Source organism: Georgenia faecalis, assembly GCF_003710105.1.
GTDB lineage: Bacteria > Actinomycetota > Actinomycetes > Actinomycetales > Actinomycetaceae > Georgenia_A > Georgenia_A faecalis.
The window spans coordinates 1,227,632-1,239,212 of record NZ_CP033325.1 but is presented as its reverse complement, the minus strand read 5'-3'; the positions used below and the strand labels follow the sequence as shown (position 1 = coordinate 1,239,212).

The 11,581-nt window shown below is 74.6% G+C and carries 11 protein-coding genes; 1 reads left to right on the top strand and 10 read right to left on the bottom strand.

Going from position 1 to position 11,581, the window contains the following annotated elements; genetic code table 11:
• Positions 1-326: 326 nt before the first annotated feature.
• From EBO36_RS05255 to hrcA, 9 genes are all read right to left on the bottom strand, one after another.
• Entirely contained in the window at positions 327-1,061 is a 735-nt protein-coding gene (locus EBO36_RS05255; RefSeq protein WP_122823684.1) for a PP2C family protein-serine/threonine phosphatase, read from the bottom strand.
• Positions 1,062-1,132: 71 nt separating this feature from the next.
• Complete coding sequence (locus EBO36_RS05250) at positions 1,133-2,611, bottom strand: alpha/beta hydrolase family protein (protein ID WP_122823683.1); 1,479 nt, start codon at positions 2,609-2,611, stop codon at positions 1,133-1,135.
• Positions 2,612-2,639: 28 nt separating this feature from the next.
• Complete coding sequence (gene era / locus EBO36_RS05245) at positions 2,640-3,566, bottom strand: GTPase Era (RefSeq protein ID WP_122823682.1); 927 nt, start codon at positions 3,564-3,566, stop codon at positions 2,640-2,642.
• Complete coding sequence (locus EBO36_RS05240) at positions 3,563-4,867, bottom strand: hemolysin family protein (RefSeq protein WP_122823681.1); 1,305 nt, start codon at positions 4,865-4,867, stop codon at positions 3,563-3,565. The genes era and EBO36_RS05240 overlap by 4 nt, the downstream gene beginning before the upstream one ends.
• A gap of 3 nt (positions 4,868-4,870) precedes the next feature.
• Complete coding sequence (ybeY, locus tag EBO36_RS05235; RefSeq protein ID WP_122823680.1) at positions 4,871-5,323, bottom strand: rRNA maturation RNase YbeY; 453 nt, start codon at positions 5,321-5,323, stop codon at positions 4,871-4,873.
• Positions 5,320-6,363 carry a PhoH family protein gene (locus tag EBO36_RS05230; RefSeq protein WP_122825466.1) on the bottom strand — a complete coding sequence of 348 codons (1,044 nt, stop codon included), beginning with the start codon at positions 6,361-6,363 and terminating at the stop codon, positions 5,320-5,322. The genes ybeY and EBO36_RS05230 overlap by 4 nt, the downstream gene beginning before the upstream one ends.
• A 150-nt stretch (positions 6,364-6,513) precedes the next feature.
• A complete protein-coding gene (locus EBO36_RS05225) occupies positions 6,514-7,356 on the bottom strand; it encodes a 16S rRNA (uracil(1498)-N(3))-methyltransferase (protein WP_122823679.1) in 843 nt (280 codons plus the stop codon).
• A gap of 22 nt (positions 7,357-7,378) precedes the next feature.
• Positions 7,379-8,503: a molecular chaperone DnaJ gene (dnaJ, locus tag EBO36_RS05220; RefSeq protein ID WP_122823678.1), complete on the bottom strand. Its 1,125-nt coding sequence runs from the start codon at positions 8,501-8,503 to the stop codon at positions 7,379-7,381.
• 39 nt (positions 8,504-8,542) lie between these two features.
• Positions 8,543-9,559 (bottom strand): heat-inducible transcriptional repressor HrcA, encoded by a 1,017-nt coding sequence (gene hrcA, locus EBO36_RS05215; RefSeq protein ID WP_122823677.1) that lies wholly within the window; start codon positions 9,557-9,559, stop codon positions 8,543-8,545.
• Between the two features lie 105 nt (positions 9,560-9,664).
• On the opposite strand from hrcA, the gene EBO36_RS05210 reads away from it, so the two are divergent.
• The gene (locus tag EBO36_RS05210) at positions 9,665-10,555 is read left to right on the top strand and encodes a DUF3097 domain-containing protein (protein WP_122823676.1); all 891 of its coding nucleotides are present in this window, start codon (positions 9,665-9,667) and stop codon (positions 10,553-10,555) included.
• Between the two features lie 185 nt (positions 10,556-10,740).
• Here the strand turns inward: EBO36_RS05210 and EBO36_RS05205 are convergent, their stop codons facing one another.
• A complete protein-coding gene (locus tag EBO36_RS05205; RefSeq protein ID WP_122823675.1) occupies positions 10,741-11,520 on the bottom strand; it encodes a DinB family protein in 780 nt (259 codons plus the stop codon).
• Positions 11,521-11,581 lie beyond the last annotated feature (61 nt).

Here is an 11,581-nt window from a genome sequence, read left to right as displayed (position 1 = left end):
GGGGACATCCCCCCACCCCGGCCGTGGCGCGCGCACGAGGGCGCACCTCCCGATGCCGCCCCCGCTCGGCCGTCGCCTCGGGCACCGCCGGCCCGCGTGGCCGCCCCGGAACACCCGGCCGCCCCGGCACGCCCGGCCGCCCCGCGTGGCCGCCCCGGAACGCCCGGCCGCCCCGGAACACCCGGCCGCCCCGCGTGGCCGCCCCGGCACGCCCGGCCGCCCCGCGCCCCGGTGTGACCACCCCCCGCCGCGACCGCGACCGCGTCGGCGTCGACGTCGACCCGCGGCTACGCGCCGGACGCACTCCCGGGCCGTTCTCCCTGCCCTCAGTCGTCGCCGGGCACGACCTCGACGACGAGCGCGGTGACGTTGTCGCGCGCCCCGGCGTCACCCATCGCGCGCGCCACGAGCGCCTCCGCCACCGCGGGAGCGTCGCCGGCGCCGCCGAGGACCTCGCCGATCTCGGCGTCGGACAGCTCCTCGACGAGCCCGTCGCTGCACACGAGGAGCCGCTCACCGGCGAGGGCGCGCAGCATCCAGAAGTCGACGTCGGGCACCGCCCCGGTGCCGACGGCGCGGGTGATGACGTTGCGCTGCGGGTGACGGCGCGCCTGCTCGGCGTCGATGGTGCCCGCGTCGACGAGCTCCTGGACGAGGGAGTGGTCCACGCTCACCTGCTCCAGCCCCGTGGCCGCGCTGCGGTAGACCCGCGAGTCCCCCACGTTGAGGACGAGCCAGTACGGCTCGCCGTCCTGCTCGGTGAGGACGACGCCGGCGAGCGTGGACCCGGCGGCGGCGGGCTCGGCGTCGGCCGCCATCGTCTCGCGGATGCGGCTCGCGGCGCGGCCGACGGCGGCCCGGACGTCGTCGGGACGCAGCGGCGCATCACCGGAGGCGAGCGCGGCCAGCTCGGCGACGACCGTGCGGCTCGCCATGTCGCCGCGGGCGTGGCCCCCCATGCCGTCGGCGACGACGAAGACCGGGGGGCGCGCGAGAACGGCGTCCTCGTTGACCCTGCGGTGGCCGCCGGTGTCCGTGGCCACGCCCCACTGCGTGCGCATCCGCTCCCTCTCCGCGTCGCGGCGACTCTCGCGGGCGATCCTATGGCCCGGTGCGCCCGCCGTGGCGCGGCTCACAGGACGGTCGGGAAGATCCCCCAGTACCCGGCGAGCACGAGCAGCGCGAGGGCGCCGAGGTGGACGCTGGCGAGCGCCACCGTGCCGGCGGCACTCGGCCCGTCGCCGCTGCGGCGCGACCGCCACCACCGGTCGGCCGAGCCCACGAGGATCCCGGTCGTCGCCACGGCGAGCACCTGGATCCCCAACCACCCCCCGCGCACGAGGAGCGGGTCCGTCTGGTAGTTCAGCGCGAGGCTGGCGACGGAGACGAGGTAGGCGAGGAAGAGCACCCACACGGCGAGGACGCCCAGGCCCAGCGCCGTCGTCCACCGGCCCACGGGTGCCGGGACCCGGGCCGGCCGCCGGACCGCCCGGGAGCCGAGCCACACGAGCGGCCCCAGCAGGACGAGGCCCACGCCGCTGACCAAGGACACGACGAGCATGTCCCCGGCCATGTACCACCGGGGGCGGGCCACCGGGTCGGCGCGGTAGCGCTGCTCCGGCTCGGCGCCGGCGATCCGGGGCGTCGCCTCCGCGGTCTCGGGCAGGCCCTGGATCCAGCGGGCGACGTCCTCGGCGAAGCCGGGCGCGAGCTCCCCGCCGATGCGGATCCCGTGGTTGGCGTCCGCGAAGTACCGCACCGTGTAGGCGGTGTTGCCCGCCGCGGCGATGTCGTCGATGACCTGCTCAGGCCCCTGGACGGTCGGCATGGAGGCGTCGGCGGTGCCGTAGACCATGAGGACGGGCTGCGTCACCCGCCGCTGGTACGGCGCCGGGTCGAAGTCGGCGTACTCGAAGCCGCCACCGGGGATCTCGCTGCCGATCAGGCGCGGGACGGCCCGCAGCAGCTGTTCGGGGGCGCCGATGTTGCGCAGGTAGGAGTCGACGGCGAACGCCGCCTGCTCCCGCGGGGTGACGACCGGGGCGGAGACGAGGATGACGAAGTCGACGGCGTCGTTCTCCGCCGCCGCCACCGGGGCGATGAACGCCCCCTCGCTCTCGGCGTAGATCCCCACCCGGTCCGGGTCGACGCCAGGCCAGCCGGCGAGGACCTCGAGCGAGGCGAGGTAGTCCTGCGCCATCCCCTCGTAGTCGCGCTCCCGGGTGGTGTACGTGTCCATCCGCTTGTCGGGGACCAGCGCGACGACGCCGGCGGAGGCCAGCGCCGTGGAGATGTCGAAGAAGGTCTCGTGGGTGGCCGTCCCGGCCCCGTGGAGGAAGACGACGCCGGCGCGGTCCCCGGGCGCGTCGACCGGTCCACGGACGGTGGCGTCCACCGACGCCCCGTCGAGCTCGACGGTGATGACCTCACTCGTCACCTCGTAGGTGCCCACGGGGTCGGTGACGACGTCGCCGCCGATCCGCACGTCCTGCGCGGCCGGCACCAACGTGCGCTCGAGCGGCTGAGGGTTCCACGCGGGGCCGGCGATCGACCCGAGCAGACCGAAGAGCAGCACGAGGACGAGGGTGACCGCCGCCTTCTGGGACCTCACCGCGCCCAGGGTAGTGGCCGGTGGATCATCAGAAGCCGAGGCGCTCGAGGAGCTTGGGGTCGCGCTGCCAGTCCTTGGCCACCTTGACGTGCAGGTCGAGGTAGACGCGGGTGCCGAGCAGCGCCTCGATGGCGTGCCGGGCCTGGGAGCCCACCTCGCGCAGCCGGGCGCCGCCCTTGCCGATGACGATGGCCTTCTGCGAGTCGCGCTCGACGAAGAGGTTGACGTGCACGTCGAGCATCGGCGGCCGGGGGTCGTCGTCGGCGCGCTCGCGCGCGATGATCTCCTCCACGACGACCGCCAGGGAGTGCGGGAGCTCGTCGCGCACGCCCTCGAGGGCCGCCTCGCGGACGAGCTCGGCGATCATCACCAGCTCGGGCTCGTCGGTGAGCTCCCCGTCCGGGTACAACGGCGGGGAGGCCGGCATCTGGCCGAGGAGCACGTCGGTGAGGACGTCGACCTGCTCCCCGCGGGTCGCCGAGACGGGGACGATGTCCGCCCAGGTGCCGAGGGCGTCGATCTCGAGAAGGTGCTCCGCGAGCCGCTCGCGCCCCACGGTGTCGGACTTCGTCGCGACGGCGACGACGGGGGTGCGGGACTCGGCGAGCTCGCGGGCGATGAACCGGTCGCCGGGCCCGATGCGCTCGTTCGCGGGCAGGCAGAACGCGACGACGTCGACCTCGCCGAGGGTCTCGCGGACGAGGTCGTTGAGCCGCTGGCCCAGGAGCGTGCGCGGGCGGTGCAGCCCGGGCGTGTCGACGAGGACGAGCTGGCCGTCGGGCCGGTGCACGATGCCTCGGACGGTGTGCCGGGTGGTCTGCGGGCGGCCCGAGGTGATGGCCACCTTCTGGCCCACCAGGGCGTTGGTCAGGGTCGACTTGCCGGCGTTCGGCCGGCCGACCAGGCAGGCGAAACCCGCTCGGAAGTTCTCGGGCCAGGTGTGGGACATGCTCATGCTCGGCTCACCTCCTCTTCTGTCTCGGGTGTGGTCACGGGGGTGCGCCAGGCCAGGATCGTGGCGATCTGGCGCCGTCGGCCCTGGGCGCGCTCGGCGACGAGGTGGAGGCCGTGGACGTCCACCTCCGCGCCCGGGATGGGCACTTTGCCCAGCGCCTTGGCGAGAAGCCCACCCGCGGAGTCGACGTCGTCGTCCTCGAGCTCGAGGCCGAAGAGGTCGCCGAGCTCGCCGATGGCGAGCCGCGCGGGGACGCGGACCACGCCGTCCTCGAGGTGCTCCACCTCGGGCTCGGCCCGGTCGTGCTCGTCGGTCATCTCCCCGACGAGCTCCTCGAGGAGGTCCTCGATGGTGACGAGGCCGGCGATGCCCCCGTACTCGTCGACGACCATGGCGATGTGGAAGGACTCCGCCTGCATCTCGCGGAGCAGGTCGTCGACGCGCCGGGTCTCCGGGACGAAGACGGCGGCCCGCATGACGGACGCGACGTCCGTCGTGCCCAGGTCCGGGCGCGGGTGCGTGCGCCGCAGGACGTCCTTGAGGTAGAGGACCCCGAGCAGGTCGTCGACGCTCTCCCCCACCACGGGGATGCGGGAGTACCCCGACCGTACGAAGAGGGACAGCGCCTTGTTGAGCGACTTGTCGGCGTCGATGGTCACCATGTCCGGGCGCGGGACCATGACCTCGCGGACGAAGGTGGTGCGCAGCTCGAAGATCGACTGGAGCATCTCGCGCTCGTCGTCGGCGAGGTGGTCGGACTGGCTCACCCGGTCGACCATGTCGCGCAGGTCCTCCTCCGCCTCCTCCCGGGCCTCGGCCTCGGTGGGCGGGGACCGGAAGGCCCGGGCGAGGCGTGCGAAGGGGCGGCCGATCGCGGCGAGGACGCGCAGGAGCGGGGCGAGGGCGTGGAGCACCCCGCCGGGGTTGCGGCGCCCGAGCCGGCGCGGCCCGAGGCCGGCGACGATGGAGCCGAGCAGCGCCGTGGCGGCGACGGCGACGAGCAGCACCTGCCACCACTGGGGCAGCAGGTCGGCGACAGCGAGGGTGAGGCACACGGCCGCCGTCATCTCCGCGAGCACCCGGGTGAACGCGGCGGCCCCGCCCACGACGGTCCGCTCGGCGACCAGCCGCTCGACGAGGGCGGCGCGCGGCTTCCCGCTCGTGGAGAGCTCGGTGAGGGCGGTGCGGCCGATGCGCTGGAGCGCCGACTCGGCGGCGCCGAGGAACGCCGCGAGCACGAGCGCGAGGCCGGCGAGGGCGAGGAGCCACCACTCCGGGATGTCCGGGAGCAAGCCGTCCATGCGTCAGCGTCCCGCGAGGAAGGTGAGCAGGAGCCGGCGTTGGAGCGCGAACATCTCCTTCTCCTCCTCGGGCTCGGCATGGTCGTACCCGAGCAGGTGCAGGATGCCGTGCGTCGTCAGCAGGAGGAGCTCCTCCGCCGTGGAGTGCCCGGCGGTGCGGGCCTGGGCGGCCGCCACCTCGGGGCACAGGACGACGTCGCCCAGCGTGCCGGGGGCGAGCTCCTCGCCCTCGCGCCCGGGCCGCATCTCGTCCATGGGGAAGGAGAGGACGTCCGTGGGACCGGGCTCGTCCATCCAGCGCTCGTGGAGCTCGGCCATGACGTCGGTGGTGACGAAGAGGATGGACAGCTCGGCCTGGGGGTGGACGTGCATCTCCTCGAGCACGTACCGCGCCAGCGCCGCGAACTCCTCCTCGGCGACCGGGAAGCCGGACTCGTTGCTCACCTCGGTGCTCATCGGTGGCTCCGTCCGCGTGCCTCGGCGCGGGGCGGGCGCGCCGCCGTCGCGTCCCAGCGCTCGTAGGCGTCGATGATCTCCCCGACGAGGCGGTGCCGGACGACGTCGGCCGAGGTGAGGCGGCAGAACGCGACGTCCTCGATGCCGGTGAGGATCTCCTCGACCACGCGCAGGCCGGACCGGGTCCCGCTGGGCAGGTCCACCTGGGTGACGTCGCCGGTGACGACGACGTGCGAGTTGAACCCGAGGCGGGTGAGGAACATCTTCATCTGCTCGGGCGAGGTGTTCTGCGCCTCGTCGAGGATGATGAACGCGTCGTTGAGGGTGCGGCCGCGCATGTACGCCAGCGGTGCGACCTCGATCGTCCCCGCGGCCATGAGCTTGGGGATGGTGTCCGGGTCGAGCATGTCGTGCAGCGCGTCGTAGAGCGGGCGCAGGTACGGGTCGATCTTGTCGTTGAGCGAGCCGGGCAGGTACCCGAGCCGCTCCCCCGCCTCGACCGCCGGGCGGGTGAGGACGATGCGGTTGACCTGCTTGGACTGCAGCGCGTGCACGGCCTTGGCCATGGCGAGGTACGTCTTGCCCGTGCCGGCCGGGCCGACGCCGAAGGTGATGGTGTTCGCGTCGATCGCGTCGACGTACGCCTTCTGCCCCAGCGTCTTGGGGCGGATCGTGCGCCCGCGGCTGGAGAGGATGTTGAGCGTGAGCACGTCCGCCGGACGCTCGGCGGTGACGGCGGTGAGCATGCCGATGGCGCGCTGGACGGCGTCGGCGGTGAGGGACTGGCCGCTGCGAGCCACCTGGGCGAGCTCGTCGACCAGGCGCTCGGCGAGCGCGACGTCCCCGGAGGGGCCGGTGAAGGAGACGACGTTGCCGCGGACGTGGATGTCCACGCGGGCGAACCCCGACTCGATGGCCCGCAGGACCTCGTCGCGCTGCCCGAGGAGGGCGACCATCGGCACGTCGTCGGGCACGGTGATCCGGTGCTGGACCTGCTCCTGGGCCGGTACGGCCGGTGAGCCGTTGCTGCTGTCAGACATGGGCGTGGGCGCGGGGCCCTGGTCCTCCTGGTGGATGAGGTGCACGGATCGCGCACATGTTACCCGCGGGGCTCCCGGGAGTCCCGTCGATAGCGAAGCCCCGAGCGCGCGAGCGAAGCCCCGAGCGCGCAGCCGGCGCCGGGCGGACGCTCAGCCCCAGCGGCCGAGCCGCTGGGCGAGGGAGGCGACGGCGAGCGGTCCGGCCGTCGAGGTGCGCACGACGTGCGGCCCGAGGCGGACCGCCTGGCCGCCGGCGCCGACGAGCGCCTCGACCTCGCCGTCGGTGAGGCCGCCCTCCGGCCCGACGACGACGAGGACCTCGGGCGTCGCGGGCGGTGCCACGGGGGGCGTCGGGGGTCCGGCGGGCGACGAGGGCGTCGCCGGGCCTGCGGGCGGCGCCGAGGGGGGGCCGGCGGGGAGCGTCGCCGCCGCGAGCGGGGTGGTCGCCTCCTCGTGGAGGACGAGGACGGCACCCCCGGCGGCCACGGTGGCCTGGGTCGCCGCGACGAGCGCGCGCCCGACGACGAGATCGCGCACCGGCGGCACCCAGGCCCGGCGGGACTGCTTGGCGGCGGCGCGGGCGACGGCGGCCCAGCGCTCGCGCCCGCGGGCGGCCTTTGCCCCGGCCCACACGGAGATGCAGCGCTCGGACTGCCAGGGCACGACGGCGTCGACGCCCGCCTCCGTGGCGGTCTCCACCGCCTGCTCGTCGCGGCCGCCCTTGGCGAGGGCCTGGACGAGGACGAGGGCGACGTCGGGCGCCGGCTCGTGGGTGACGTCGTCGACGGCGACGCTGAGCGCGTCGGGGGCGGCGTGCGCCACCGTGCCCCGCACCCGCGTGCCGGCACCGTCGACGAGCTCGACGACCTCGCCCGCCCGGATCCGGCGCACGCTCACCGCGTGGCGCGCCTCGTCCCCGCGCACCGTGACCGTGGCGTGGGGCCGGGCGCCGGCGAGCTCCGCCGCGGCGGCGAGGAAGACGGGGGCGCTCATCGAGGCGTGCGGGGGCTCGTGCTCATCGCCCGGCGAACTTGTCCCGCAGCCGCGAGAACATGCCCGACGACGTCGGCGTGAGCTGCGGCGTGGGGCGCTCCTCCCCGCGGAGCTCGGCGAGCTCGGTGAGCAGCTCGCGCTGGCGGTCGTCGAGGCGGGTGGGGACCTCGACGTCGACGTGGACGAGCAGGTCACCGCGGCCCGGGGAGTGGAGGTGACCGACGCCGAGACCGCGCAGGGTGATGACCTGCTCGGGCTGCGTGCCGGGGGCGAGGGTGACCTCGCGGGCGCCGTCGAGCGTCTCCAGGTCGAGGACCGTGCCGAGGGCCGCCGCCGTCATGGGGATCTCGACGCGGGCGTGGAGGTCGTCCCCGCGGCGGGCGAACACGGGGTGCTCGGCGACGCGGATCTCGACGTAGAGGTCGCCGGCCGGGCCGCCGCCGGGGCCGACCTCGCCGGCGCCGGGAAGCTTGATCCGGGTGCCGCTGTCGACACCGGCGGGCACGTTGACGGGGATGGAGCGCCGCGTGCGCACCCGGCCCTCGCCGGAGCACTCGGGGCACGGGTCGGGGATGGTCGTGCCGTGGCCGCCGCACGCCGAGCACGGGGAGGTGGTCATCACCTGGCCGAGGAAGGAGCGGGCGACGCGCTGGACCGAGCCGCGCCCGCCGCAGACCTCGCAGGTGCGCGGGGAGGTGCCCGGGCGGGTGCACTCGCCGTGGCAGGTGCCGCAGAGCACCGCGGTGTCCACCTGGATCTCCCGCTCGACGCCGAAGGCGGCCTCGTGGAGCTCGAGCACGAGCGGGATGAGCGCGTCCTGACCGCGGCGCCCGCGCGGGACGGGCCCCCGGGAGGCCTGCGCGCCGGCCGCCGCGCCGAAGAACGTCTCGAAGATGTCGGAGAAGCCGAAGTTGCCCCCGGCGCCGCCGCCGCCGCCCAGCGCCGACTCGCCGCCGAGGTCGTACATCTGGCGCTTCTCGGGGTTGGAGAGCACCTCGTAGGCGCGCGAGACCTCCTTGAAGGCCTCGTCCGAGTCCGCGCCGGCGACGTCCGGGTGCAGCTTGCGCGCAAGCTTGCGGTAGGCCTTCTTGATCTCGTCCTGGCTGGCCTGCCGGGAGACGCCGAGGATCTCGTAGTAGTCGTTCACTAAGTCGCTTTCTGCTGGGCGTGCGAGGCGCGCCGGCGGTCAGCCGGCAAGGATCCGCGAGAGGTATCGGGCGACGGCGCGGACCGCGCTCATCGTCGTGGGGTAGTCCATCCGGGTGGGGCCGAGGATGCCGAGCCGGGCGACGTCCGAGCTCACGGCCCCACCGTAAGCCGCGGCGACCAGCGATGTCTCGGACAGGGCCTCGTGCTGGTTCTCCGAGCCGATCCGCACGGTGACGTCGTCGGCCGCCATCTCGGAGAAGAGGCGCAGGAGGACCACCTGCTCCTCGAGCGCCTCGAGGACCGGCCCGATGGTCCGGGTGAAGTCGGTGTCGGACCGAGCGAGGTTCGCCGTGCCCGCCATGACGATCCGCTCCTCGGACTCCTGCCGCAGCGTGTCGGTGACCTCGGCGATGACGGCGGAGACGACGGGCCGGTGCTCGGGCGCGAAGCACTCGGGCAGCTCGGCGTAGGGGCCGGTGAGGTCCGCGAGGCGCCGGCCGACGGAGACGGCGTTGAGCCGGGCGCGCAGCTCCGCGAGGACGGCCGCGTCGACGGGCTCGGCCGACTCGATGGTGCGCTGCTCGACGCGGCCGGTGTCGGTGATGATGACGACGAGGACGCGCTGCTCGGTGAGCGGGACGAGCTCGAGGTGGCGCAGCGCGGAGCGGCGGAGCGAGGGGTACTGGACCACGGCCACCTGATGGGTGAGCTGGGCGAGCAGGCGCACGGAGCGCTCCACGACGTCGTCGAGGTCGACGGCGCCGGCGAGCAGGTGCTCGATGGCGCGCCGCTCGGCCCCGGAGAGAGGCTTGAGCGTGGAGATCTGGTCGACGAAGAGGCGGTAGCCCTTGTCCGTGGGCACGCGCCCGGCCGAGGTGTGGGGCTGGGCGATGTACCCGCCCTCCTCGAGGGCGGCCATGTCGTTGCGGATGGTCGCGGGCGAGACGCCGAGGGAGTGGCGCTCGACCAGCGTGCGCGAGCCGACCGGCTCGCGGGTCTGGACGTAGTCCTCGACGATCGCGCGCAGCACGTCGAGCCGACGTTCGTTGCTCATGCTCCTCCTCCCCAGTGCCAGCACTCTCACCGTGCGAGTGCTAATTCTACGCGCCACGCCCGCCCGTGGCGGCGCGACGTCGTCACAGGTGTCTAACCTCCCACGGTGAGCCCCGACCGCTACGGCACCGACATCCTCGCGAGCGACCCGCACCGGCAGGGCCGCTTCGCCCACCGCCCCACCACCCGCGACGCCGTCGCCGAGCTCGGGCTCGTCGTCGAGGAGGTCGAGACCGGCTGGGTGGGCGCCGTGACGGCGGTGGAGAAGTCGGGCGGGATGCACGTCGTCGTCCTCGAGGACCGGCGCGGCCGCACCCGCACCTTCCCGCTCGGCGCCGGCTTCTGGGTGGACGGCAAGCCCGTCTGCCTCGTGCCGCCCACCCGCGCCGTGGCCCGGGGGCCGGTGACGGCCGGCGGGCGCGCCCTCACGGCGTCGGGCTCGCTCGCCGTGGCGAACCAGAAGGCGCGCGTGGCGCGGGCCTCCCGGATCTGGGTCGAGGGCCGCCACGACGCCGAGCTCGTCGAGCGCGTGTGGGGCGACGACCTGCGGGTCGAGGGCGTCGTCGTCGAGCTGCTCGAGGGCGTGGACAACCTCGAGGCCGTCCTCCGCGACTTCCGGCCCGGCCCGCAGCGGCGCGCGGGCGTGCTGGTCGACCACCTCGTCCGGGGGTCGAAGGAGACGCGCCTGGTCGAGGCGGCGCTCAAGGCGCTCCCGGGGCGTGCGCACGTGCTCGTCCTCGGCCACCCCTACGTCGACGTCTGGCAGGCGGTGCGTCCCGAGCGGGTGGGCCTCGCCGCGTGGCCGGACGTGCCCCGCGGGACCGACATCAAGACCGGAACGCTCGCCGCGCTGGGCTGGCCGCACGACGACCAGGCCGACGTCGCCCGCGGGTGGAAGCGCATCCTCGGGTCGGTGCGCAGCTACAAGGACCTCTCCCCCGAGCTGCTGGGGCGGATGGAGGAGCTCATCGACTTCGTCACCGCCGTGCCGGAGTAGCGGCGCCCCCCTGCGCCTCCCGGCCCCACGCCTTCTGCCTCCCGCCTCGGGGGCGGGCAGGGGGGTCTGCGGCGGCTCGATCCGCCGCTCGTTCCTCGCGGCTCCCGCCAGACCCACCACGCCGCCGCAGAGGCCACGCCCGGTCAAACCCCACAATCTCGCCTCAACGGGTGAGAAAGCAGTGCCTATGGCGCTGCAAAGTCACCCACAACCCCGGCTGGCGGCATCGCGTCGAGGTCGCGGACCGCGTAGCGGTGGTGCTCCCACTCCTCGCCGAGGATCGTGTGCAGGCACGTGAGCACGGTCTCCGGGTGCTCCGGCGCCCAGGGGTTGCGTCGCGGCGCGAGGAGGACCTCCGGCGTCACCTCGTCGAGGAACGCCCGCACCATGGCGACGCGCCCCGCGCGGGCCTCGAGCACCTCGGCGTACGACGGCACGTGCTCCGAGAAGATGGACATGTCGTTCCCGTCCGCCTCGTAGCCGGCGTCTGGTTGGCCGACGGGGTGGTAGGGCCGGTCCTGCTCGAGGATCGCTCGGCCCAGCCACGTGTCGGTCGCCATGACCAGGTGCCGCAGCGTCTGGGCGAACGACCACTCGCCGTCGACGGAGACGTCGGCCGTGCCCGGTGGCATCGCCGCGACGCGCTCGAGCGTCGCCGCCCACGTGCGCTCGAGCGCCGCCCACGCCGAGCGGAGCCCGTCGGGATCGGTGGCCCGCCGCTCGGCGCGGCCGGGGAAGCGGCGGTCGAGCTCGGCGTCGACGAACCCGACGACGTCGACGCCGTTGACCAGCAAGGGCTCGTCCCCCTCACCGAGCCACGGTGAGTCGATGTCCGTGCCGAGGACGTCGACGCCGCGCATGACGACGCCGCAGAGGTCGGCCCCGACGAAGCGGGCACCACGAAGATCAGCGCCGACGAAGGTGGCGCCGCGCAGGTCGTCCGAACCGCTGAAGCGGGTGGCCATGGCGCCCTCCGTGGTCGGCCGCGACGCCGCCCGGGACGGCGACCTCGCGGGTGCCCCGAGG

Bases quoted from the DNA above. Each gene is read 5' to 3' on its own strand.
- EBO36_RS05255 (WP_122823684.1), bottom strand. From the start codon at position 1,061: ATGCGCACGCAGTGGGGCGTGGCCACGGACACCGGCGGCCACCGCAGG.
- era (WP_122823682.1), bottom strand. From the start codon at position 3,566: ATGAGCATGTCCCACACCTGGCCCGAGAACTTCCGAGCGGGTTTCGCC.
- EBO36_RS05240 (WP_122823681.1), bottom strand. From the start codon at position 4,867: ATGGACGGCTTGCTCCCGGACATCCCGGAGTGGTGGCTCCTCGCCCTC.
- ybeY (WP_122823680.1), bottom strand. From the start codon at position 5,323: ATGAGCACCGAGGTGAGCAACGAGTCCGGCTTCCCGGTCGCCGAGGAG.
- EBO36_RS05230 (WP_122825466.1), bottom strand. From the start codon at position 6,363: ATGTCTGACAGCAGCAACGGCTCACCGGCCGTACCGGCCCAGGAGCAG.
- EBO36_RS05225 (WP_122823679.1), bottom strand. From the start codon at position 7,356: ATGAGCGCCCCCGTCTTCCTCGCCGCCGCGGCGGAGCTCGCCGGCGCC.
- hrcA (WP_122823677.1), bottom strand. From the start codon at position 9,559: ATGAGCAACGAACGTCGGCTCGACGTGCTGCGCGCGATCGTCGAGGAC.
- EBO36_RS05205 (WP_122823675.1), bottom strand. From the start codon at position 11,520: ATGGCCACCCGCTTCAGCGGTTCGGACGACCTGCGCGGCGCCACCTTC.